The organism is Microbacterium gawkjiense, assembly GCF_031932225.1.
Classification (GTDB): Bacteria; Actinomycetota; Actinomycetes; order Actinomycetales; family Microbacteriaceae; genus Microbacterium; species Microbacterium gawkjiense.
Window position 1 is genome coordinate 428118 of record NZ_JAUZVV010000001.1, and the last position, 22431, is coordinate 450548.

The 22431-nt window shown below is 71.3% G+C and carries 27 protein-coding genes; 14 read left to right on the top strand and 13 right to left on the bottom strand.

All coding sequences use genetic code 11. The features are described 5' to 3' along the window. Positions 1 to 17: 17 nt before the first annotated feature. Entirely contained in the window at positions 18 to 275 is a 258-nt protein-coding gene (locus Q9S71_RS02110) for a hypothetical protein (protein WP_064003985.1), read from the bottom strand. A gap of 119 nt (positions 276 to 394) precedes the next feature. Here Q9S71_RS02110 and Q9S71_RS02115 point away from each other — a divergent pair, with 119 nt between their 5' ends. Next, positions 395 to 727: a hypothetical protein gene (locus Q9S71_RS02115; RefSeq protein ID WP_311860231.1), complete on the top strand. Its 333-nt coding sequence runs from the start codon at positions 395 to 397 to the stop codon at positions 725 to 727. A 4-nt stretch (positions 728 to 731) separates the two neighbouring features. On the opposite strand, the gene Q9S71_RS02120 is transcribed toward Q9S71_RS02115, so the two are convergent. After that, a complete protein-coding gene (locus tag Q9S71_RS02120; protein WP_253036044.1) occupies positions 732 to 1031 on the bottom strand; it encodes a GNAT family N-acetyltransferase in 300 nt (99 codons plus the stop codon). Positions 1032 to 1454: 423 nt separating this feature from the next. Here Q9S71_RS02120 and Q9S71_RS02125 point away from each other — a divergent pair, with 423 nt between their 5' ends. From Q9S71_RS02125 to Q9S71_RS02135, 3 genes are all read left to right on the top strand, one after another. Continuing rightward, on the top strand, positions 1455 to 2180 hold the full coding sequence (locus Q9S71_RS02125) for a winged helix-turn-helix domain-containing protein (protein WP_217529269.1): 726 nt from the start codon (positions 1455 to 1457) through the stop codon (positions 2178 to 2180). 70 nt (positions 2181 to 2250) lie between these two features. After that, on the top strand, positions 2251 to 3186 hold the full coding sequence (locus Q9S71_RS02130; protein WP_311861677.1) for a DNA-3-methyladenine glycosylase family protein: 936 nt from the start codon (positions 2251 to 2253) through the stop codon (positions 3184 to 3186). A 24-nt stretch (positions 3187 to 3210) separates the two neighbouring features. Beyond that, the gene (locus tag Q9S71_RS02135; RefSeq protein WP_064003883.1) at positions 3211 to 3423 is read left to right on the top strand and encodes a hypothetical protein; all 213 of its coding nucleotides are present in this window, start codon (positions 3211 to 3213) and stop codon (positions 3421 to 3423) included. Between the two features lie 61 nt (positions 3424 to 3484). Here the strand turns inward: Q9S71_RS02135 and Q9S71_RS02140 are convergent, their stop codons facing one another. After that, on the bottom strand, positions 3485 to 3634 hold the full coding sequence (locus Q9S71_RS02140) for a hypothetical protein (protein ID WP_311860232.1): 150 nt from the start codon (positions 3632 to 3634) through the stop codon (positions 3485 to 3487). 310 nt (positions 3635 to 3944) lie between these two features. Between Q9S71_RS02140 and Q9S71_RS02145 the strand changes: the two genes are divergently transcribed. Then, positions 3945 to 5114 (top strand): RtcB family protein, encoded by a 1170-nt coding sequence (locus Q9S71_RS02145; RefSeq protein ID WP_311860233.1) that lies wholly within the window; start codon positions 3945 to 3947, stop codon positions 5112 to 5114. Between the two features lie 26 nt (positions 5115 to 5140). Here the strand turns inward: Q9S71_RS02145 and Q9S71_RS02150 are convergent, their stop codons facing one another. Beyond that, a complete protein-coding gene (locus tag Q9S71_RS02150; RefSeq protein WP_311860234.1) occupies positions 5141 to 5971 on the bottom strand; it encodes an aldo/keto reductase in 831 nt (276 codons plus the stop codon). Positions 5972 to 6087: 116 nt separating this feature from the next. Between Q9S71_RS02150 and Q9S71_RS02155 the strand changes: the two genes are divergently transcribed. The 3 genes from Q9S71_RS02155 to Q9S71_RS02165 are packed head-to-tail and all read left to right on the top strand — an operon-like array spanning position 6088 to position 8899. Beyond that, positions 6088 to 7359 (top strand): sensor histidine kinase, encoded by a 1272-nt coding sequence (locus Q9S71_RS02155; RefSeq protein WP_311860235.1) that lies wholly within the window; start codon positions 6088 to 6090, stop codon positions 7357 to 7359. Then, positions 7347 to 8039, top strand: a complete 693-nt coding sequence (locus Q9S71_RS02160; protein ID WP_311860236.1) for a response regulator transcription factor — start codon at positions 7347 to 7349, stop codon at positions 8037 to 8039. The genes Q9S71_RS02155 and Q9S71_RS02160 overlap by 13 nt, the downstream gene beginning before the upstream one ends. Beyond that, positions 8036 to 8899, top strand: a complete 864-nt coding sequence (locus tag Q9S71_RS02165; RefSeq protein WP_311860237.1) for a DUF4097 family beta strand repeat-containing protein — start codon at positions 8036 to 8038, stop codon at positions 8897 to 8899. Before Q9S71_RS02160 ends, Q9S71_RS02165 begins: the two co-directional genes overlap by 4 nt. An 83-nt stretch (positions 8900 to 8982) precedes the next feature. On the opposite strand, the gene aztD is transcribed toward Q9S71_RS02165, so the two are convergent. From aztD to aztB, 4 genes are read right to left on the bottom strand one after another with little or no spacing between them, the layout of a single operon-like run. Then, the gene (gene aztD, locus Q9S71_RS02170) at positions 8983 to 10161 is read right to left on the bottom strand and encodes a zinc metallochaperone AztD (RefSeq protein WP_311860238.1); all 1179 of its coding nucleotides are present in this window, start codon (positions 10159 to 10161) and stop codon (positions 8983 to 8985) included. A gap of 23 nt (positions 10162 to 10184) precedes the next feature. Further along, positions 10185 to 11081: a metal ABC transporter solute-binding protein, Zn/Mn family gene (locus Q9S71_RS02175; protein ID WP_311860239.1), complete on the bottom strand. Its 897-nt coding sequence runs from the start codon at positions 11079 to 11081 to the stop codon at positions 10185 to 10187. Continuing rightward, a complete protein-coding gene (locus Q9S71_RS02180; protein WP_311860240.1) occupies positions 11078 to 12262 on the bottom strand; it encodes a hypothetical protein in 1185 nt (394 codons plus the stop codon). Before Q9S71_RS02180 ends, Q9S71_RS02175 begins: the two co-directional genes overlap by 4 nt. Continuing rightward, entirely contained in the window at positions 12259 to 13104 is an 846-nt protein-coding gene (gene aztB, locus Q9S71_RS02185) for a zinc ABC transporter permease AztB (RefSeq protein WP_311860241.1), read from the bottom strand. The genes Q9S71_RS02180 and aztB overlap by 4 nt, the downstream gene beginning before the upstream one ends. 54 nt (positions 13105 to 13158) lie before the next feature. Here aztB and aztA point away from each other — a divergent pair, with 54 nt between their 5' ends. The 3 genes from aztA to Q9S71_RS02200 all read left to right on the top strand — a co-directional run bounded on the left by aztA (position 13159) and on the right by Q9S71_RS02200 (position 15895). Then, positions 13159 to 13851 (top strand): zinc ABC transporter ATP-binding protein AztA, encoded by a 693-nt coding sequence (gene aztA, locus Q9S71_RS02190; protein ID WP_311860242.1) that lies wholly within the window; start codon positions 13159 to 13161, stop codon positions 13849 to 13851. Further along, positions 13848 to 15530, top strand: a complete 1683-nt coding sequence (gene pgi, locus Q9S71_RS02195; RefSeq protein ID WP_311860243.1) for a glucose-6-phosphate isomerase — start codon at positions 13848 to 13850, stop codon at positions 15528 to 15530. Before aztA ends, pgi begins: the two co-directional genes overlap by 4 nt. 80 nt (positions 15531 to 15610) lie before the next feature. After that, the gene (locus Q9S71_RS02200; RefSeq protein ID WP_311860244.1) at positions 15611 to 15895 is read left to right on the top strand and encodes a hypothetical protein; all 285 of its coding nucleotides are present in this window, start codon (positions 15611 to 15613) and stop codon (positions 15893 to 15895) included. A gap of 7 nt (positions 15896 to 15902) precedes the next feature. Here the strand turns inward: Q9S71_RS02200 and Q9S71_RS02205 are convergent, their stop codons facing one another. After that, a complete protein-coding gene (locus tag Q9S71_RS02205) occupies positions 15903 to 17144 on the bottom strand; it encodes an HNH endonuclease signature motif containing protein (RefSeq protein ID WP_311860246.1) in 1242 nt (413 codons plus the stop codon). 660 nt (positions 17145 to 17804) lie between these two features. Here Q9S71_RS02205 and Q9S71_RS02210 point away from each other — a divergent pair. Continuing rightward, a complete protein-coding gene (locus Q9S71_RS02210; RefSeq protein WP_311860247.1) occupies positions 17805 to 18428 on the top strand; it encodes a hypothetical protein in 624 nt (207 codons plus the stop codon). Between the two features lie 61 nt (positions 18429 to 18489). Further along, positions 18490 to 18864 (top strand): VOC family protein, encoded by a 375-nt coding sequence (locus Q9S71_RS02215; protein ID WP_311860248.1) that lies wholly within the window; start codon positions 18490 to 18492, stop codon positions 18862 to 18864. 3 nt (positions 18865 to 18867) lie between these two features. Here the strand turns inward: Q9S71_RS02215 and Q9S71_RS02220 are convergent, their stop codons facing one another. Both Q9S71_RS02220 and Q9S71_RS02225 read right to left on the bottom strand, forming a co-directional pair. Then, entirely contained in the window at positions 18868 to 19449 is a 582-nt protein-coding gene (locus tag Q9S71_RS02220; RefSeq protein WP_311860249.1) for a hypothetical protein, read from the bottom strand. Positions 19450 to 19481: 32 nt separating this feature from the next. After that, positions 19482 to 20033, bottom strand: coding sequence for a helix-turn-helix domain-containing protein (locus Q9S71_RS02225; protein ID WP_311860250.1), 552 nt, complete (start codon positions 20031 to 20033; stop codon positions 19482 to 19484). Between the two features lie 67 nt (positions 20034 to 20100). Between Q9S71_RS02225 and Q9S71_RS02230 the strand changes: the two genes are divergently transcribed. Then, positions 20101 to 21030, top strand: a complete 930-nt coding sequence (locus Q9S71_RS02230; protein WP_311860251.1) for an NAD(P)/FAD-dependent oxidoreductase — start codon at positions 20101 to 20103, stop codon at positions 21028 to 21030. Here Q9S71_RS02230 and Q9S71_RS02235 read toward each other — a convergent pair. Beyond that, entirely contained in the window at positions 21013 to 21654 is a 642-nt protein-coding gene (locus Q9S71_RS02235; protein ID WP_311860253.1) for a YdeI/OmpD-associated family protein, read from the bottom strand. The two genes, Q9S71_RS02230 and Q9S71_RS02235, sit on opposite strands and share 18 nt — an antisense overlap. A gap of 33 nt (positions 21655 to 21687) precedes the next feature. Next, positions 21688 to 22389 carry an NRDE family protein gene (locus tag Q9S71_RS02240; protein WP_311860254.1) on the bottom strand — a complete coding sequence of 234 codons (702 nt, stop codon included), beginning with the start codon at positions 22387 to 22389 and terminating at the stop codon, positions 21688 to 21690. Between the last annotated feature and the right edge of the window lie 42 nt (positions 22390 to 22431).

Genomic DNA, 22431 nt, shown 5'->3' on the forward strand with positions numbered 1-22431 from the left:
CCACCCCGCCACCAGGGTCACTCGGCGCGACGCTCCGCCTGCTCGTCGGTCAGCACATCGGGGTCGAGCCCCTGCTGGATCTCGGCGCTCTCGACGAACGGGTCGGGGGCGGCATCCGGCATCGGTGCACCCTCGCCGCGACCGCGGTCGGCGGCATCCTGCTGTTCCTTCTCCTCGTTCGTCACCGCGCCTGCGGCGATGATGGAGGACTCGTCCTCCGACCAGCCGCCGGCCGGGGCGGCCTCGCTCGTCCGGTCGTCCGCGTCATGTTCCATGGCCGTCTCCTCCGTCATCTGGTGCAGCCATCGTCCGGTGCGGCGGCGTCGCCGTCGACGGGCTTGACCGCGTCGCCGAGGGACGGCTACGAACGAGGAGGACACGGAAAGGGAGCAGGATGTCGGGACACGGGCGCGACACGGCGGGAGGGCCCTTCGTGGTGACCCTCGTCGTCGATCTGCCGATCGCCAAGCCGGACGCCCTCGAGACGATCGCGTTCGCGTGCGACGGTGTCGTCGAGCACGCGCGCACCGCCTATCCGCGCGTCAGCCTGTCGCCGGGGGCATGGGCCGAGGTGCAGATCCCGAAGTTCGGCGATCCGCCGCCCCTCGCGGTCGACGTCTGCTCGGACGAGTCGGGCGAGGTCGCGCGGGCCGCGGCCGACCGCCTGAAGGGCGCGCTCGAGCGACTCGGGTGGCGGATCCGCGATCCGCGACCCGGCGAGGCCTGATCACTCAGGCCGTGCGACGCTCCTGCAGGAGCGTCTCGTGTCCGGGGTTCGCCTCGAACCAGTCGGCGACGTACCAGCAGACCGGGATGACACGACGGTCGCCGCGTCGCTCGAGGTCGTCGACCGCGCGGCGCACCAGCTCGCCGGCGTAGCCCGACCCTCGGAACGTGGGGATCGTGTAGGCGCGCGTGAGGGCCACGGTGCGGCCGTCGTCGTTGTAATCGAGGACGCTGACGAGGTCTTTGCCGCGGTGCAGGGTGTAGCGCGCGGCATCCTTCTCATCGGTGAAGATCAGGTCGCTCATGCGATCACGCTACGCCGATCCGGCGACGCGCGGACAACGCCCAGCGGATTGAGCAATCTGTCACATTCCGTCATGCGGACGTCGCCCCGGGCGGGCGGTTTGACACATGGCGACGCGCTTCGTCATAATCGGCCACATGACTGACTTCGCACGCACTCTGTCCGCCCGGGAGGCGAACGGAACTGCCGGCATCATGATGCCGCAGCGTGCTGTCATGTGTTGCCGAATGTGTCGCTGACACGGTGATCCCCGCCGGGTCGCGCCGCCGTTTCTGAACACGGCGTCGTCCGACCCCCGAGGCTCCGGCTCCTCCGCCCACAACGCGGATGCCGGTGGCCTCGCACATCGGCCCCAGTGAGGCCATCCGCGCAACACTCCCGAACCCACGTCCCGCTCCGGGTTCCCCCTTCGAAGGACATCGCCATGTCGACCTCCGCTCTCCTCTCCGCTCCCACCGCCCCCCGCCACCTCCGCGCCGTCGAGGACATCGCGCCGGCCCGTCCCGCAGCTCCCCGCCCCGCGCCGTCCGCGAGCGGACTGCCCGCCGGAACCGCGCCGCGCGGCTTCGCCCTCTACGTCGGCCTCGACGAGCTGAAGGCCGCCGCCGACGGTGTCAGCCTCTCCGTCATCGTCGACGCGCTCCGCCGCACCATCGCCGAGCTCGCGCCCTCCGCCGAGACGCACGCGACCGTCGCCCTCGCCCCCGTCGGCGCCGGCGGCCGCGACGTCGACGTCGTACGGCTCGCGCTGCACGAGCCGGCCGCCGTGGCACGCACGAAGCCCGAGGAGCCGCTCGACGAGCACGTCCCCGGCGGCGTCACGATCGACATCTCCCGTCGTCGCGTGCACATCGACGGTGAGACCGCCGCGCTCACGTTCAAGGAGTTCGAGCTGCTGCAGTACCTGGTGCTGCGCGAAGGTCGCACGATCGAGCGCACCGAGCTCGTCTCGTCGCTGTGGAGCCACGCCGACGGCGACGACGCTCCCGGCGAGCGCACGATCGACGTGCACGTGCGCCGCCTGCGCTCGAAGCTCGGCCGCTACGAGGACATCGTCCGCACCGTGCGCGGCATCGGCTACCGGTTCGACCGCCACGCCGACGTCGTCATCCGCTACGGCCACGGCACCCCTTCGCCCGACCGCTTCTGACCGTCGCGCCGGGTGCGCTGTCAGCACCCGGACGTAGGGTGTCGGCATGAGGACGGGACTGCGCGAACGGATGCCGCATCCGCCGCCGCCCTCGTCGGTGAAGCCGCTCGAGGCCGAGTACCGACCGAAGGTCCCGACCGATGTGGCGGGCGCGATCCGCTATCAGCAGCGGGGCGCGCACGACCCGTCGCAGACCACGGTCGACGGCGTGATCTGGCGCGCGACGCGGACACCGGAGGGCATCGCCACGGTCGCGATCCGGCCCGGGCTCCGGACCGTGCGTGCGGCGGCGTGGGGTCCCGGCGCGGCGTGGACGCTGGATCAGCTGCCGCGGCTGTGCGGGGCGGACGACGACCCCGAGGGGTTCGATGCGTCGCGGCATCCGCTCATCGCGGCGACCCACCATAGGCGACCCGACCTGCGGATCGGCGCCACCGACCTCGTCTTCGACGCGCTGGCGAGCAGTGTCTTCGAACAGAAGGTGACGGGGCTGCAGGCGTTCGGCGCGTGGCGCTGGATCCTGACGCACCACGGCGAGCCCGCCCCCGGCCCGACGCCGCGGCCGATGTACGCGCCGCCGGCGGACTGGCGCATGATCCCGAGCTGGTCGTGGCATCGTGCGGGGCTCGAGCCACCGCAGTCCCGAACGATCGTGGATGCCGCCCGCCGCCGCACCTCGATCGAACGCGCCGCCGTCGCGGCGATCACGGGCGACGAACGCGACCGGGTGTTCACGAGCCTGCCCGGCGTCGGCGTCTGGACGAGCGCCGAGACCCGCATCCGCGCTTTCGGCGACCCCGACGCCGTGAGCTTCGGGGACTATCACGTCGCCCATCAGGTCGGCTACGCGCTGACCGGATCACGCGTCGACGACGACGGCATGCGGGAGCTGCTCGAACCGTGGAAGGGTCACCGGCAGCGCGTGATCCGTCTGATCGGTGCGAGCGGCGTCGTGGAGCCGCGGCGCGGTCCGCGCCTCGCGCCGGAGGATCACCGGGCCCGCTGAGGACCCCGCCCGTAGGCTGGGCGCATGGCGCAGCGGCAGCGGGGACGACGGTTCTGGGTGATCGGCACGGTTCTGCTGTTCGTCGGCGGCATCCTGTTCGGACTGATCCTGCAGAACGTGTGGATCGGCCTCGTCCTGGCCGCCGCGATCTCGATCGGCTGGCTCATCGCCTACGAGTCGCGCCGCGGTCGCAACGAGGGCATCTACGACCGCGACGACGACGGCGCGCAGCTCTGACGTGAGCACAGACATTCCGCTCGACCTGAGCGACGGCTGGTGGGGCTACCTCGCCTGAGACCTACCCCACGCGGGAGCGACGGTCGGCGGCATCCTCGCTCCCGTGTCGTGCGGCCAGCCGCACGACCCAGTAGATCCCCCAGACGATCAACGCGATCATCAGGACCACTCCGAGGATGATCAGGAGATGCCAGCCGACGAGTCCACCCATGCGGCCACCCTGCCACACGTCTCAGGCATGCGCACGATCGACCTTTGACGCGACACGCCCGGGCCGCTAACGTAGCAGGGCTGTGCCGACCGGCACGGCGAGAACCCGGAGGACGCCATGACCACGCAGCAGCGTGATCTGCTCCAGCGGAACGAGACCAAGGTCCCGTTCCGCTACGAGCCGTACCCTCCGGCGCGCGCCGTCTGACGCCATCACCGTCCGACGCCCCGCACCGCACAGGTCCGGGGCGTCTTCTCGTGTGTTCCTCTCCGCACGAAGGCTCCCGGGCCCTCCACGAAGGAAAGGAACCATGGAGAAGCTCTCGAACAGGCTGCTGTCGTGGGCGAGCATCATCGACGAGAAGACCGTCGAACAGGCTCGCACCTCGTCACGCATGCCGTTCATCCACCCGCACCTGGCGCTCATGCCGGATGCGCACCTCGGCAAGGGGGCGACCGTCGGCTCGGTCATCCCGACGCTGGGCGCCATCATGCCGGCGGCCGTCGGCGTCGACATCGGATGCGGCATGATCGCCGTCCGCACGCAGTTCACGAAGGCGCAGCTCGTGGAGCGCGACCTCGCGAGCCTGCGGGAGCAGATCGAACGCGCGATCCCGCTGTCGGCCGGCCGCGACAACCGCAAGATCGTCGCCACCGCAGAGCCGCGCGTCGCCGAGCTGGAGGAGCTCGCCGCGGAGAACGGGTTCGACCCGGCATCCTACGCGGGGCACTGGCGGAACCAGCTCGGGTCACTCGGGTCGGGGAACCACTTCATCGAGATCTCGGTCGACGAGACCGACGCGGTGTGGATGTTCCTGCATTCCGGCTCGCGGGGCGTCGGCAACAAGATCGCCACGCATCACATCGCCGTCGCGCAGCGGCTGGCGACGCAGTGGTGGATCGACCTGCCCGATCGCGACCTCGCCTACCTCGTAGAGGGGACGGACGAGTTCTGGGAGTACATCCGCCAGCTGCGGTGGGCCCAGCACTTCGCCCTCCTCAACCGGGAGGAGATGATGGACCGGGTCTCGCGGCAACTCTCCGAGGTGATGGGAGAGGACGTCGTCGAGCACGAGCGGATCAACTGCCACCACAACTTCACCGAGCGCGAGAAGCACTTCGGCAAGGAGGTGTGGGTGTCGCGGAAGGGCGCCATCCAGGCGGACAAGGGACGGCCCGGGCTCATCCCGGGGTCGATGGGCACGGCCTCGTACGTCGTCTCCGGACTCGGCAACCCGCTCTCGCTGAACTCCTCACCGCACGGCGCAGGGCGGGAGTACTCGCGGTCGGCAGCCCGTCGGACGTTCACGCACGAGCAGCTGCGGGAAGCCATGACGGGCATCGAGTTCCGCGACACGGACGCGTTCATCGACGAGATCCCGCAGGCCTACAAGCCGATCGACCGGGTCATGGCCGACGCCGCCGACCTCGTCGAGATCCGGCACACGCTGCGCCAGCTCGTCAACGTGAAGGGCGACTGACCGGCGCTCTCTCCGGGCGGCGGCCCCTACATCTCCTCGTGGGTGTCGGGGTCGCCGTCCCACAGCCGGCCGCGCTCGAGCGCGGAGACTGCGGCGACCTCGTCGTCCGTGAGCGAGAACCCGAAGACGTCGGCGTTCTCGGCCTGGCGCGCCGGATCGGCGGACTTCGGGATCGGCGTGGTCCCCAGCTGCACGTGCCAGCGGAGCACGACCTGGGTGGGGGTGACGCCGTGGGCGGCGGCGGCATCCGTCACCACCTGTTCGCTCAAGAGCTCCGACCGCCGCGCGAGCGGGCTCCAGCTCTCGGTGCGGATCCCCTGCGACGCGTGGAACGCGCGCAGGTGCGCCTGCGGAAAGTACGGGTGCAGCTCGACTTGGTTCACCGCGGGCACGACACCGGTCGCCTCGATGATGCGGGCGAGCATCGGCTCGGTGAAGTTCGAGACGCCGACCGATCCGACGCGCCCCTCCTTCTGCAAGTCGACCATCGCGCGGTAGGTGTCGACGTACTTGTCGACGCTCGGGTTGGGCCAGTGAATGAGGTGCAGGTCGATGCGGTCGAGTCCGAGGCGTTCGAGCGAGCCCTCGGCGCTGCGACGCGTCTCGTCGTACCCGTGGTCGCGTCCGGGGACCTTCGTCGTGACGATGAGGTCGTCACGGATGCCGCTCTGCCGCACGGCCTCGCCGACCTCGCGCTCATTCTCGTAGTTCACGGCCGAGTCGAGCAGCCGGTAGCCGCCCTCGATCGCCGCGACGATGGCGTTCGTGCCGTCCTCGCCGCGGAGGTTGTACGTGCCGAGACCGAGCTGCGGGAACGCGGTGCCGTCGTTCAGAGAGACGGTGGGGATGCTGACCATTCCGTCACCGTACGCCGGATCCCGCACCCGAGGGCAGCATCTCCGGGGGATAACCCGAACGGAGGTCTCCGGACGGCCCCGATGTGGCCCGCGGACCCCGCCCCTAGCGTGGTGACATGACTTCCGACACCTCCGTCCCGCCCCGACGGCTCCGGCCGCTGCGGCGCCTCGGCGCCCTCGCGCAGCTGGCCGCCGTCGCGGTGGCGGGCACCGGCATCCTCACCACCGTCGTCACCCTGGTCAGCACGGGGATCGGCACAGTGCTCGTCCTCGGCATCGGCATCCTCTTCCTCATCGCGGCGCTGTACCTCGCGTGGGCGGCGTCGTGGCTCGAGCACGAGCGCGCCGAGGGCCTGTACCGGCACGGCATCCTCCCGCTCCGGATCCGCACGAGCGGGCAGCCCGGGTTCCGCGGACTGCTCCGCACCCTGTGGCTGCAGTTCGTCGACGGCGGGATGTGGCGCGGCATCGGCAGCCTCGCGATCGCCACCGTCCTCGGGTGGATCGTCATCGGGGCGACCTGGGCGGTCATCGGGTCGGTCGGCCTCGCGTTCTCGCCGCTGACCGGGGATGCGGGCGGCACGCTGCCCCTCACCGGGATCGCCGTCGCGGACGGCTGGGCCGTCGCCGGGGGCGTCATCGCGGCCCTGGTGAGCCTCGGCATCCTGTTCGGGATCTCCCTCCTCGACGACCTGCTGACCCGGTCGATCCTCGTCCCCTCGCGCGAGGCCGTCCTCGCCGAGCAGGCGCGTGCCGCCGGCGCGCAGCGTGCCGGCGCGGTGCGGGCCAGCGAGGTCGAGCGGACCCGCATCGAACGCGACCTGCACGACGGCGTCCAGCCGCGGCTCGTCTCGGTCGGGATGACCCTCGGGCTCGCGCAGCAGAAGATCGACTCCGACCCGGTCGCCGCGAAGGCGCTGATCGACGAGGCGCACACCTCGACGAAGGCCGCCATCACCGAGCTGCGACAGCTGGCCCGCGGCATCCATGCGTCCGTCCTCGACGACCGGGGACTGGATGCCGCCCTCTCGGCCCTCGCGGCACGGTCGCACGTGCCCGTCGCCCTCGACGTCCGCCTCGACGAGAGGTGCAGCGCCACCTCGGAGGCCGCGGTCTACTTCGTCATCGCCGAGTCCCTCACCAACGCCGCCAAGCACGCCCGCGCCACCGAGGTGCGCGTCGTGGTCCGCAGCCGCGGCGACGCCCAGACCGGCCGGCTCATCTGGGCGCGCGTCGAGGACAACGGCATCGGCGGGGCGCGCGTGCTCCCCGGCGGCGGCCTCGACGGGATCATGAACCGGGTGCTCGCCGCCGGCGGCACCGCGACACTCGACAGCCCGGCCGGTGGGCCGACGTCCCTGGAGGTGACGGTCCCGTGCGCATCCTGATCTGCGAGGACTCCACGCTGCTGCGCGAAGGCCTGGTGCGCGTGCTCGAGGACGCCGGTCACACCGTCGTCGCAGCCCTCCCCCACGCCGACGCCCTCGTCGACACGGTGACCGAGACCGGGCCCGAGCTCTGCATCCTCGACGTGCGGCTGCCGCCGACCTTCACCGACGAGGGCATCCGGGCGGCGCTGACGCTGCGGGCGCAGCATCCGACCCTCCCCGTCCTGGTGCTCAGTCAGTACGTCGAGGAACGCTACGCGAGCGACCTCATCACCGGTCAGAACGCCGCCCTCGGCTACCTGCTGAAGGACCGTGTCGCCGACGTGCGGGACTTCCTCGACTCGATCGATCGGATCGCCGCCGGCGCGACGGTCCTCGACCCCGAGGTGGTCGCGCAGCTGCTGACGCGCCGCGCCCGCGACGAGCGGATGTCGCGCCTCACCGACCGCGAACGCTCGGTGCTCGCGCTCATCGCCGAGGGCAAGAGCAACGCCGCGATCGCGTCGGCGCTGTTCGTCTCGGAGGCGAGCGTCGAGAAGTACATCACCTCCCTCTTCCAGAAGCTCGGCCTCGAACAGGACGAGCACGGCAACCGACGGGTGCTCGCGGCGCTCGTCCACCTCGAACACAGCGCACCGCCCGCCCCCGGGCATCCCGATCAGAACGGAACACTCCGATGAGCATCGACCTCACTCCTCCTCCCACCGCGTCGGCACCCACGGGCGCGCAGCCGCCGCAGCCCCAGCCGCCACGCGCGTCGGCGCAGATCGTCGCCATCATCGCGATGTGCCTGGGCAGCGTGCTGCTGCTCGGCGCACTGGTGTCGGGAATCGGCTCGATCGCCTACGCCGCGTCCGTTCGCGGCACCGGCGGCGGAACCGCCGACACGAGCGGGGTGGACGCCCTCTCGCTCGACGTCTCGGCGGGCCACGTGGTGGTGCAGTACGCCGACGTCGACCAGGCGATCCTCGAAGTCGCCGGCGGCGACGGGAACTGGAGGCTCGAGCGTCGCGACGCGACCCTCAGCCTCAGCAACGACCGCCCCTGGTGGGCGTTCCAGGTCGGGTTCGGCTGGGACGACAACCGGGCCACTCTGACCCTCCCCGCCGCGATGGAGGAGCAGCGGCTCGACGCGGACTTCGACGTCTCGGCGGGCTCGCTCACCACCGACGGAACCTACGGGCGCCTCGAGTTGCACGTCGGCGCGGGTGACGCGGACGTCTCGGGCACCGCCGACGACGTGCGGGTCGACGTCAGCGCCGGCGAGGCGGATGTGCGCATCGACGGCGCCGCGCGCGCGAACCTCACGATCGGCGCGGGCCAGATCATCGCCGACCTGACGGGCACTGCGCTCGACGAGATCCGGGCCGACGTCAGCGCCGGCACCCTCGTCGCGACCGTCCCGAACGAGCCGTACGACGTGACCTCCGACGTCTCGGCGGGCTCGTTCGACAACCAGCTCGACACGTCCGACGGCGCCACCCGCACCGTCGACGTGCAGGTCTCCGCCGGCTCCGCCACCTTCCGCCCCGCCGACTGACCCGCTTCGCGCCACGAGCCGACGCGAAGTGCGCTCCACACCCCGTGGAGGCAGCACTTCGCGTCGGCTCGACGCTGTGTAGGTCAGCCGACGACGGCGATCTCGTTGGGGACGTGGTCGAGGGCGACGGTGTGCACGATCTCGTCCGTCTCGAGGTCGACGACGACGAGCTCGCTGTCGGCCGGGTCGGTGACGTAGGCGAGGGAGCCGGCGACCTTCACGGACGGGTGCGGGTCCTGCCACTCGGCGGGGCCCTCCCACGGGTCGACGACGGGCAGCGATCCGGTGATCTCGCCCGTGGCGGGGTCGATCGAGTGCAGCTGACCGTCGGTGCCGATCAGGACCGCCTCGTCATCCGGGCCGCGCCCCACGCCGCGGTAGGTGTACTCGACACCGTCGGGCAGCGCGACCTTCTCGAGGGTGTTCGCCTCGGTGTCGATCAGAGTGATGTTGCGCAGGAGGTACCCCTCGGCATCCGGGTCGTCCTTGTAGTCCATGACGACGAGCGGGCTGCTCTCGGAGACGTAGGCGTTGCCCATCCGGCCGTACTCGTCGGGCGAGGTGAGCTTCGCGATCTCGCCGTCCTTCACGACGAGGGCTCCGTTCTCGCATCCGAACACGACGACCTCGTCCTTCGCGGTGCCCTCGCCGTGGACGCCGGGGCACTCGTCGTTCGACGCGATCTCGGTGCGGTCCTCGTCGAGGACGCGGATGCCGGTGCGCCCCGACTCGTCGCCGACGGTCGTCAGCAGGGTGCCGTCCTCCAGCTCGACCGAGACGCCGTGGTGCGCGGTGACGCCGGGGACGACCTCGGCCTTCGGGAGGGCGTCGCCGGTCTTCGCCAGCTCGGCGGAGTCGAAGATCGTGGTGTCGCTCGTCGCGTCGTCGTACAGTACGGTCTTGCCCGCGTGCGAGACGACGTGTCCCGCAGCCGCGGCGGGGACGACCAGCTCGGTCAGCTCCGGCTTCTGCACGTCGAGCAGCTGGAAGCCCTTCGAGGTGGTGACCATGACGTGGCGGCCGTCACCGGCGGAGTTCAGGCGGATGAAATCCTCCGAAGCGAACTCGCCGAGGTTCTCGTAGTCCTCGCCACCGAGGACGAGCACGCCGCCCTCGTATCCGACGGCGACACGGGGTCCGTCCGGTGCGGTCTGTGCGGCACTGTCGGCGGGAGCGGATGCCGGTGGTGCGGCGCTCGCGCATCCGGCCAGCACGAGGGCAGCGGCACCGGCGAGGGCGCCGAACTGCAGGGTCTTCTTCATGGGTTTCCTTTCCAGGGGATGCCTCACGGGGTGAGGCCGTCGGCGATGCTCTGCAGGTTGCGTCGCATCATGTCGAGGTAGGTGCCACCCGGGGAGCCTTCGGGGGCGAGGGATTCGGTGAACAGCGAGACGACGTCGACGTCGCGGCCGGCTTCGTCGGCGAGCACCCGCATGAGCCGGTCGGGTTGCGAGGAGTCGGCGAAGATCGTCGTCACGCCGGCCTCGTCGATCGCGTCGACGAGGTCCTGCAGGTCGGCGGCGCTGGGGGCGGCGAGCGTGGTGCCCCCAGGGATCGCCGCCCCGAGGATCCGCACGTCGTAGCGGCGCGCGAGGTAGCCGAAGACGTGGTGGTTGGTGACGAGCGCCCGGTGCTCGGCGGGGATCGCACCGAGGGTGTCGGCCATCTCGGCATCCAGCTCGTCCAGCTGGTCGAGGTACGCCGCCGCGGCGTCGTCGATGACGGATGCCTCGACCCCGTCGATCCGCGCGAGGGCGGGCGCGAGCGCCTCGACGACCCGCGCGGTCTGGGTGGGGTCGGTCCAGAAGTGGGGGTCGACGGCATCCGAGTCGGCGTAGTCCAGCGGATCGATGTGGTCGCCCGCGACGAACGACGTCGCGCCGTCGGCGACCGCGGCGTCGACCTGGTGCTGCACGCCCTCCTCGAGCCCGAGGCCGTTGGACACGAGGAGGTCGGCCGTGCGCAGGGTCGCGGCCTCGCGCGCCGACAGCTCGAACGAGTGCGGATCACTGCCGCGCGGCATGAGGGTGACGACCTCGACCTCGTCGCCGACGAGGTTCGCGGTGATGTCGCCGAGCAGGTCGGTCGTGACGACGACGGTGGGACGGTCGGGTCCGGCGGCGGCGCACCCGGTGAGTGCGGCGACGCCCGCGACCAGGACCACGGCGAGCGCGCGCCTCATCGGCCCGTCTCCGCGACGAAGGCGGGGGCGTCCGCGTCGAAGGTGCGGGCGATGCGCGCGGAGTCGACGTGGTCGATCTCGAACAGGGCGTCCTCGGCGGGTCCGTTCAGGTAGGTGCGGTTCGCGTCGATCTGCAGCGTGACGCCGGGGGCGAGGGCGGCATCGGCGAGAGATGCCGCCACGAGCGGCTCCGTGCGGGCGAGGGGCTTCCCGGTCTCGCCGTCGAGGACGAGCGCCTCGCCCGTCGCGGTGAGCGCCACGATGTGCTGGTCGGCGTCGTCGACTGCGACGACCCGCGCAAGGGGCTCGCCGGCGTCGATGCGGGTCCACGTGCGTTCGCGGGTGTCGAGCAGCCAGAATGCGGAGCCGCCGGTCGCGCCGGCGACGGTCGGGCGCCCCTCGCGCGCGGCGAACGAGACGGCGCGGTCCTCGGCGCCCGCGGGGTAGGGGATCCGCTCGAACGTGGTGCCGTCGGCATCCGTCACCGCCAGCACCGCTCCGTCGGCACAGCCCACGACGACGCCGACGTTCGTGGTGATCGAACCGGCGGGCTCGGTGCAGGGGACGGTCTCGAGCTCGGCGCCCGTCGCATCGACGTGGCGGAGGCCGTCGGCATCCGTCACGAGGGCGCCGGTCGGAAGCGGGACGACCATGCCGGCGCCGGCGGGCACGTCGAGGCGGAAGCGCTCCTCGAGGCGTCCTTTCTTGAGCGCGTCGAGGTCGAGGAGGACAGCTTCTCCCCCGTCGAAGTGGACGCCGGCGCCGAGGTCGCTCGCGACGACGGTCGGTTCGCCGTCGCCGGTGAGGTCGCCGAGCAGAGCCGCGGGAGCCTCGTAGTAGTGGAAGTGGTCGACGTGGTTCCAGGTCCAGACACCGCTGTCGACGATCCCGACGCCGCCGTCGCGGCCCGCGTAGAGGAAGCGGCCGTCGGTCTCGAGCGAGGTCGGCGGGGCGATCTCGCCGAGGCTCTCGCTCGTCTCGTCGAGCAGGTCGAGGTGGTGCACCTCACCGGCCGGGGTGACGCTCGTGAGATGCAGCGCCGGCTCGGCGAGCTCGGTCGCGCCGGCGATGGCGCCGTGTCCGTCGCCGGTCGGTTCGGGGGCGGACGACGGCGCCGACTGGCAGCCGGCGAGGGCGAGGGCGAGCACGGTCACGAGGGCGATCGGGGCGCGGCGGTTCATGCGGTCCTTTCGTCGAGGGCGGGGCGGGTGGGACGGACGAGGGCGCGGATGCCGGTGGACACCGCGCCCGAGCAGATCGCCGTGAAGGCGACGGTGGCTCCCGCGGCGGTGCCGAGGTGCCACGAGAGGACGAGGCCGGCCGCGACGGCGACGACGCCGATGACGGCGGCGAGCAGCATCGTGGGGACGATGCGGCGGGTCCACGCGCCGGCGGCGACGGCGGGACCGAGCAGCATCCCGACCACGAGCAGCGAGCCGACGGCCTGGTAGGCCGAGACGACGGCGAGCGTGACGAGACCGACGAGCAGGACGTGCGCGAGGCGCGGGCGCATCCCCAGCAGGTGCGCCTGGCGCGGGTCGACGGTGAGGGCGACGAAGGAGCGGTGTCCGGCGGCGGCGACCAGCAGCGTGACGACCGCGGCGCCTGCGAGCAGCACGAGGTCGCCCCGCTCGATCGCCAGGATGTCGCCGAAGAGGATGGCCGAGGCATCCGTCGCGAAACTGCGCGAGGCGGAGATGACGATCACGCCGAGCGAGAGGCTCGCGACGAAGAGCAGTCCGATGCTCGTGTCGGCCGACAGCCGCCCGCGGCGTTGGAGCGCGCCGACACCGACGGACATGACGGCGGCGCTGACAGCCGCGCCCGCGACGGGCGGGAAGCCGGTGAGGGTGGCGATCGCGATGCCGGGGAGCATGCCGTGGGCCATCGCCTCGCCGAGGAACGCCATGCCGCGCAGGACGACCCACGTTCCGACGACCGCGCAGACGACGGCGACGAGCGCGCCGCCGAGGAGGGCGCGCTGGACGAAGGCGACGGCGAACGGGTCGAGGAGGACGGACACGGTGCCCGACTGTACACGTAATTGAGAACGGTTTTCATTTGCAATAATTGCCGGATGCCGCGCCCCGAAGAGTCCGTCGTCCGCCTGCGCGACGTCCGCGTCGACCTCGAGGGGCACCGCGCGCTCGACGGGGTCGACCTCGACGTGCACGCCGGCCGACTCACCGCCGTCATCGGCGCGAACGGGTCGGGGAAGTCGACGCTCGTCTCGGTGCTCGCCGGACTTCGCGCACCCACGTCGGGGTCGGTGCAGCGGCGCCCCGGCACCGCCGTCGCCCTCGTCGCGCAGCAGACCGACGGCAGCGCGCGCCTGCCGCTCACCGTCACCGACCTCGTGACGATGGGCCGGTGGCGTGAGCGCGGCGCGTTCCGCCCGCTGCGGCGGAGCGACCGGGACCGCGTCGCCGAGGCGATCGACGCGGTCGGGCTGGCGCGACTCGCCAGGCGTCCGCTCGGCGCCCTCTCCGGCGGTCAGCGGCAGCGGGCGTTCGTCGCGCAGGCCCTCGCGCAGGACGCGGATCTGCTGCTGCTCGACGAGCCGACGAGCGGTCTCGACGACGCGTCGCGGCGGGCCGCGGCATCCGCTCTGCGCGTCGCGACGGGCAGGGGCGCGGCGGTCGTCGTCGTGACGCACGACCTCGGCGAACTCGGGGAGGTCGATGAGGTGGTGATGCTGGCGGAGGGCCGGATCGGCGCGTCTGTCATGCGTGGACGGAGCCTCGAGAACGTGAGTAGCGTTGAGGGGTGACCAACGCTCCGATCGATGCCACCACCACCTCCGCCTGGGCTGAACTCGAGTCGCTGAAGGCGGGCTTCACCCCGGACCTCCGCGGCTGGTTCGCGTCGGACCCGGAGCGCGTCGCCAAGCTGACGCACGACGTCGCGGATCTGCACGTCGACCTGTCGAAGAACCTCGTGACCGACGAGGTCGTCGCCGCGCTGGTGCGTCTCGCCGAGCAGACCGGTGTGGCCGAGCGGTACGCGGCGATGCTGGCGGGCAAGCACATCAACACGACCGAGGACCGCGCCGTGCTGCACACGGCGCTCCGCCGTCCGGCAGACGCCGTGCCGTCGCTGACGGTCGACGGCCAGGATGTGGACGCCGACGTGCAGGGCGTGCTCGACGCGATGGCGGAGTTCGCCGGACGGGTGCGGTCGGGTGAGTTCACCGGCATCACGGGCAAGAAGGTCGAGACGGTCGTCAACATCGGCATCGGCGGGTCGGACCTCGGTCCGGTGATGATCTCGGCGGCGCTGGAGCCGTATGCGGATGCCGGCATCTCGGCGCGCTTCGTCTCGAACATCGACCCGTTCGACATCGCGTCGAAGACGAAGGACCTCGACCCCGAGACGACGCTGTTCATCGTCGCGTCGAAGACGTTCACGACGCTCGAGACGCTGACGAACGCGCGCCTCGCGCGGGACTGGCTGTGGGAGGGCCTCGCGTCGGCGGGGGCGATCGACGGCAGCGACGAGCAGAAGAAGGATGCCGTCGCCCACCATTTCGTCGCGGTGTCGACCGCGCTCGACAAGGTCGCGGAGTTCGGGATCGACACGGCGAACGCGTTCGGCTTCTGGGACTGGGTGGGCGGTCGCTACTCGGTGGATTCGGCGATCGGGCTGTCGCTCGTGATCGAGTTCGGGCCCGACACGTTCCGCGAGCTGCTCGCCGGATTCCACGCCGTGGACGAGCACGTTCGCACGACGCCGCTGGCGCAGAACGTCCCGGTCCTGATGGGGCTGTTGAACGTCTGGTACACGAATTTCCTGGGCGCGCAGTCGCACGCGGTGCTGCCGTACGCGCAGCAGTTGAGCCGGTTCGCCGCGTACCTGCAGCAGCTGACGATGGAGTCGAACGGCAAGTCGGTGCGGTGGGACGGCTCCCCCGTCACGACCGACACCGGCGAGGTGTTCTGGGGTGAGCCGGGGACGAACGGGCAGCACGCGTTCTACCAGCTGATCCACCAGGGGACGCGGCTGATCCCGGCGGACTTCATCGCGTTCGCGAACCCGGCGTACGCGCTGACGGACGGTGATCGTGACGTGCACGGGCTGTTCCTCGCAAACTTCCTCGCGCAGACGAAGGCGCTGGCGTTCGGCAAGACGGCCGAGGAGGTCGAGGCCGAGGGCACGACCGGCGCGCTCGTCGCGGCGCGGACGTTCCCGGGCAACCGTCCGACGACGTCGATCTTCGCGCCGTCGTTGACGCCGCGGGTGCTGGGCGAGCTCGTCGCGCTGTACGAGCACATCACCTTCACGCAGGGCGTGATCTGGGGCATCAACTCGTTCGACCAGTGGGGTGTGGAGCTCGGCAAGCAGCTCGCGATGCAGATCGCGCCGGCGATCGAGGGCGACAGCGACGCGTTCGAGTCGCAGGATGCCTCGACGAAGGCGCTGCTGGAGTACTACCGCGACCACCGGGCCTGACGCGCCCGGTGCGCCTCGAGATCGAGGTCGGGGGCTGGGAGCATGACTGTTGCGGCCCTGAGCTCGTCCGATTCACGAACGTGGAATGGACCGTGATCCCCGTGGCCGACGGTCCATTCCTCGAGACGCATCACGGATTGGATGAGACGGACGGCCCCGAGGTCATCGACGTCACCGGCACGATCGTGGAGCTGGAGGCCATCGAGCGAGATGGTTCACGCACGACGATCGCACGTGTGCCCAGCGGGCGCGCCCTCCGCGGGATGGACGAAGACGAGGCGGGTGACGTCATCGAGCTGTACACCGACCGCGTCGTCGACGTATCTGACGATGGCTTCATCGTGACCGTAGAGGTGAGGGACTGACGATCGGCTAGAACGGTGGTGGTCCGGGTGGGTCGACGGTGAATTGCGGGATGCGGCGTTCGGGCCTCACGAGGTAGACCCGGCCTGCGGGTGAGGTCCATTCGAGTGCGCCGCCGGGTTTCGCTCTGACCTGCCAGTCGGAGTGGTGTTTGAGGGTGTGATGCCCGCGGCACAGCGGGGCGAGGTTGTCGGCGGCGGTGGTCCCGCCGTGATGCCAGTCGACGGTGTGGTCGAGGTCGCACCGGTCGGCGGGGATCCCGCAGCCGGGTGCCATACACCGGGCGGCCCGCCAGGCGACCAGCCGTCGAAGGTCGGCCGGGGGCCGGTACTGCTCGCGTCCGACAGAAAGGACGACTCCCGTCTCGGGGTGGGTGAGCACCCGCATCCACCCGGATGCTGCCCCGCACAGCTCCCGGGCGCGGTCGAGGGGGATCGGGCCGACACCGTCGACCTGCGCGGCCGGGCCGTCGCCGGTGAGGAGCGTGAGGGCGGGGACGGTGACCGCCACAGTCGGACGGATCCCGCGCGCGGTATCGGGCAACGCGTCGGTTTCGCCGTCGAGGAGGAGGTCCCCGAACACATCGGCGCGTTTCTGATCCGGGGTGCGCTCATCGTCGGCGGAGTCGAGGGTCTTCGCGATCGCGGTGAGCCTGCCGGCGATCGCGTGCGCTTCGACTGCGGGGAGGTGTGCGGTCAGCCACGCCATCCCGTCGACGCCCGCATCGACACGCACGTGCCGGTGTGCGACGGCCGCGGCGTGCTGTTCGGCGAGGGTCGCTTCCTGCTCGCGGTCGACGATGCGTTTCATCGCGCGCCGGAACGGACCCGTCGGCAACTCCTCCGCGAGCGACAGAACCTCCGCAACCAGCGCCGCGGTGACGTCGTCGAGCTGATCCAAACCGTCGACGATGATCGTCGCGTGGGTGTCGGTGATGTCCGCACGGCTCATCGCCTCCCACACTTGCGGGTACCGACGCATCAGCGCGTGCCCGACACCCATCAACCGTCCCGCGGCGTGCTCGGTGATCCGCAATGCGGCTGCGACCTCGAGCCGCACCGACCGTTCCACGAACGCCACCGGTTCCTCCCGGCGGCGGGCGTCGGCGATCGCGTCATCCCACAACTCGACGATGCACGCGTACCGCTGCCCGGCATGCACCGTCGCCATGTCCGCGCACATCACCACCCAGTCCAGGGTCGACGGGATCCCCTCCGGGACCTCGTCGCGACCCTCAACCGAACTGGACATAGTCCCAGACTAGGAGGGGGTTCCGACATCGCTTTCGGCACCGTGGCCTCGCGCTCGACACCCCGAACCGCCCGCCTCGCGCCCCCGGCATCCCCTCCCTGATCGACACCGGGGCCCTACGCCACCGCTCCCCTGTCACGAAGTGCAGGCCACCACGGCATGTTGCGACAGGCGAGCCAACCTTGCACTACGCCGCCCACCTTCCCCTGTCACGAAGTGCCGCAGGCGGCGGCGTGTTGCGACAGGGGAACACCACCCCCGGCATCCCCTTCCCGGAACGACACCAGGCCCCGCGGCCACCGCTTCCCTGCCACGAAGTGCAGGCCGCCGCGGCATGTTTCGACAGGCGAGCGGACCCCGCCTTACACCTCCCGCCCTCCCCTGTCGCAAAGTGCCGCAGGCGGCGGCGTGTTGCGACAGGGGAACACCACCCCCGGCATCCCCTTTCACGAACGACACCGGGCCTCGCCGCCACCGCTCCCTTGTCACGAAGTGCAGGCCGCCGCGGCGTGTTGCGACAGGCGAGCGAAGCTCGCCCTACGCCGCCCACCTTCCTCCGTCCCAAAGTGCCGCAGGCGACCGCGTGTTGCGACAGGGGAACGCCGCGCCTGCCCGAACCACACCACACCACACCGCGGCGGTACGCGCTAGCGTGCAGGCATGCGCGGACGCAGACTCACCTGGACGATCGGCGGCGTCGGACTGATCGGCGCGGGTGTCGCCGGGATGCTGCAGGGTGCCACCCTGGGAACGCCCCTCACCGACACGCTCGCCCTCCTCGTCGACATCCTGTGGGCGGCGTCGGTCCTCGTGTTCGCGATCGGCTCGTCGTCGCACGACAGCGTCACCGCGCGGAGGCCGCTCGGCACGATCGCGCTCATCCTCCTCGCGCTCTGGTCGCCCGCGATGCGGGTCATCGGCCTGTTCCAGGACCCGACGAACCCGACGCCGATCGTCCCATGGGAGGTCACGATCCTCGTCCCGCTCGCGCTCAGCGTCGTCGCCGTCGTACAGATCGCGCGCGCCGGTGTCGTGCCGCGCCGGTGGCGGTGGATGCCGGCGATCGCCCTCGGCGTGCAGGTGGCATCGGTCGCCCTCGGCCAGCTCCTCATGATGGATCAGGCGACCGCGATGCAGACCGTCGGACTCGCCTCCGCCCTCGGGATGATCGGCTTCCTCGCCGGCACCCTCGGTCTCGGCATCGTCGCACTCCTCGCTGTCGCCTCAGAACGACCGGCATCCGTTCCCGTGTTCTCGTCGCCGAACGACTTACCTACCGACTGACCCTGGACAACTCCCAGCCGCAGCGGGACCCTGGTCGCACACCTCGGCGAAGGAGACGACCATGTTCCAGGTAGACGGCGCTTACAGCGGCTTCGCGGTCGACGACATCGATGCGGCGCGAGAGTTCTATGCCGACACCCTCGACCTGAAGGTCGTCACGCTCGACAACGGCTTCCTGCAGCTCCACCTGGCGTCGGGAGCCGCTGTGCTCATCTACGCGAAGCCGCACCACGAGCCGGCCGGCTTCACGATCCTCAACTTCCCCGTCGACGACGTCGACGCCGCCGTCGACGAGCTCAACGCGAAGGGTGTCGATACCGCGATCTACGACGACATGCCCACCGACTCGAAGGGCATCATGCGCGAGACGGGCGGCCCGGTGATCGCATGGTTCCGCGACCCGGCCGGCAACGTGCTCGCCGTGCACGAGCGCTGAGGCTCAGTCCTCCCAGTACCCCACCGCGCACAGCAGCCGCGTTTCGTCGTCGGCACCCGCGGGCGGTTCGATCGCCGGCGGGAAGACACCCCACTGACGCCATTCGTCGGCGTGCGGCACGACGTGCTCATTCAACCCCGCGATGAGCTGGGGCGACAGGCGGAACGGGATGCCGAGCCGTTTCGCGATCAGCCACGCCTGGAACGCGCGGTACGTCGCCAGGTGCGCATACCCCTCGTTCGCGGGATAGTCGCCGTACTGGAAGCGGAACACCGTCCCGGGCTCGACACCTTCGCGCACCGCAGCAGTCGCGGTGTCGTTCAGCCGGTCGTACGACGCGATCGGGTCGTCGCCGAGCAGATCCGCGTCCCGGAACTCGTCGCCGTCGGCGACCGACTTCCCGGCGAGGACATCGGGGACCCACGCCTCGTCGTACGCGTGCGCGAAGAGGATGTCGCGGAAGGTGGGGTCAGGGGTGGACGTCCACTCCTGCGGCGCCGGCTTCGACAGGTCGGCCGCGTCGATGCGATCGATGACGGAGCGCAACGCGGCATCCGCCTGGAGGAACAGCTCATCGGCTCTCATGGCGACACGGTACGACCGGCCCCCGACATCCGTCATGCCCCGTGCACGTGGATGCGCTCGCCCGACGCGCTGAAGATGCTCACCACCTCGGCCGGGCCGTCCGAGCTGGCGCTGATGCTGTGCGGCAGGCGCGTGTCGAACTCCGCCGCCTCGCCCGCCCCGATGAGATGCTCCCGCCCGTCGAGCACGAGCCGGATCGTGCCACTCAGGACGTAGAACCACTCCACCCCCTCGTGCACCTTCGGCGACGGCGCGGCACGAGAGGCGGGGAAGCGGATCTTGTACGTCTGGACCGGCGAGTGCTCGAGCGTGAGCGGCGCGACCACTCTGCCGTGCCGCCGCTCGGTCGCCCGCCGCACCCGCGGGTCGGCGGGCTCCCCGCGCACGAGGTCGTCGAGACGCAGATCGAGGACCGAGACGAGCGGAAGCAGCAGTTCGAGGGATGCCTGGCGTCGCCCGGACTCCAGCCGCGAGAGCGTGCTCGTCGACATCCCCGCCTTCGACGCGAGGTCGGCCAAGGTCCATCCGCGCTGCTGCCGCGCCGCGCGCAGCCGCGCACCGACCCGGCTGAGATCCATCGCCATGCGGATCAGTTTGCCATTTCCGCAAGACCATTTGCCGAAAGGACAGCCACCGACACAGGGTGGAGTCATGACAGACGTCCGATACGACGGCGTCATCGTGGGCGGCGGCACCGCCGGCCTCAGCGCCGCCCAGATGCTCGGCCGCGCCCGACGCCGCACCCTCGTGATCGACGCCGGCGCGCCCCGCAACCGTTTCGCCGCGCACATGCACGGCGTCCTCGGTCACGACGGCCGCTCCCCCGCCGACCTCCTCGAGACCGGACGCGCCGAAGCACGCGCCTACGGGGTCGAGTTCCTCGACGGGGCCGTCCTGTCGCTCGCCGACGACGGCGACCGGATCACCGTCACCCACGAGCGCGGAGAGGTCTCCGCACGGGGCGTCGTGCTCACGACGGGTGTCGTCGACGACCTGCCCGAGATAGCCGGGCTCCGCGAGCAGTGGGGCCGCGGCGTCTTCCACTGCCCGTACTGCCACGGCTACGAGGTCGCGGGCCGCCGCCTCGGCGTGCTCGCGACGTCGCCCGCGAGCCTGCATCAGATCGAGCTCATCCGGCAGTGGAGCGATGACGTGACGGCGTTCACGGCCGCGATGGGCGAGCTCGACGAGACGGTCGCGGGCCGCCTCTCGGCGCGCGGCATCCGGATCGTCACCTCCCCCGTCACCCGTCTGCGCACCGAGGACGACGCGATCGTCGCGGTCGCGACGGCGGACGGAACCGCGCACCCGATCGACGCCCTGCTCACCGCGCCGACGCCCCGGCTGAGCCTCGCCTTCGCCGAGAACCTGGCCCTCGCCGTGTCCGACACCCCGGGCGAGGGAGTCCGTGTCGACATGCGGGGCGCCACCAGCCACCCGCGCGTGTTCGCCGCCGGCAACGTCGTCACGCCGTTCGGCAACGTGCCGCTGTCGATGGGTCAGGGATCGATGGCGGGCGCCGGGCTCAACGCGGCGCTCGTGACGGAGGACGCGGCGCGCGCGTCACTCCTGCGCGGCTGAGGCAGCCGCCGCGGCGGCACGTGCCAGCCACGCGGGTGGCTCGCCGTAGCGCTGGAACGGCACGAGCCGCCCGGCCGCGGAGTCTTCGACGAGCGTCGCGAGCCGGTCGGCGCGCGTCTGCTCGCGCTTCGCGCTCTGCACCCAGTTCGCGACCGCCCGCCGGTACGACGGTGTCGCGGCGTCCCAGAACGCCTGGGCGGCGGGGTTCGCGGCGAGGGATGCCGCCTGCTCCACCGTCAGCTCGTTGCGCTGCTCGTGCGAGTAGACCCCGGTGAGGTCGGCCGTGCGCTTCTCATAGGCGGCGAGCCCGGCCGGGTGCATGCGCCCCTCGGCCTGCAGGCGTTCGACGTGCGCGATGTTGACGGCGCTCCACACCGAGCGCGTTCTGCGCGGCGTCCACCGCTGGATGCGGGCGCCGTCGCCGATGCCGCGGCTGATCGAGTCGATCCACCCGAAGCGCAGCGCCTCGGGCACCGCGTCGGCCCACGTCAGCCCCTGACGCGGGTCACCCTTCTTGTAGAACACCGTCCACACCTCGGGAGCGGTCGCGTGGTGCGCCTCGAGCCAGTCGCCGAACTCCGTCGCCGAGGCGAAGAAGATCGGTTCGGATGCCGGTTCCACCATGCCCGCGAAGCTACCACCGGCATCCGACGCCGCTCAGCGCAGCTGCAGGCTGTTCCAGGCGCCGGGCTCCTCGAGCTCGCCGTAGACGACCTCGGCGCCACCTGAGGAGACGGATGCCGCGCACACGAGCAGCGACAGCGTCGGATACCCGTGCGGCCGGTTGTCGCGGATGATCGCTCGGTCGTCGGTCGGGGGCAGCGCCGTCGTGCGCTCGAGGGCACCCAGCCAGTCCGCCACCCAGTCGTCGTCCGCCGGCGCGGCGAAGGCGTCGTGCCACGCGACGATGCGCGCCGTCTTCGGATCGTCGACGTCGTCGTGCGCGATCATGTGGACGCCCGGGGCGAGGTCGACGGTGCGGACGGCGGCGCCGTCCCACATCGCGACGCGCGCACGACCGGGGGTCACCGTCAGGAGGTTGAAACCGTGGGTCGGCGGGGCGTCCGGCAGTCCGCCCCCGGAGGCGGCGTCGAGCACGATGTGCCCGCGCGAGCCGGTCGCGAGCGAATCGTCGATGAGGTCGGCGCGGTTGAGGACGACGGCCAGACGCGCACCGGCGGGATCGGCCGCGAGCCACGCGCCGCCGGCGCGGGTGTCGCGCACCCCGATGACACCGGGACGGTCCGGCCACCAGGCGCCGAGCGGATCCCACGCGCGCCCCGGGTCCTCGTCGCGCACGGCGAGCAGACGGATCGCCGCGGCGGGATCCTCCGGGACGTGGACGATGACGGTGCACATCGTTCCGGCCTTTCGCGTCCGACCCCGTGGGAGGATCGGACC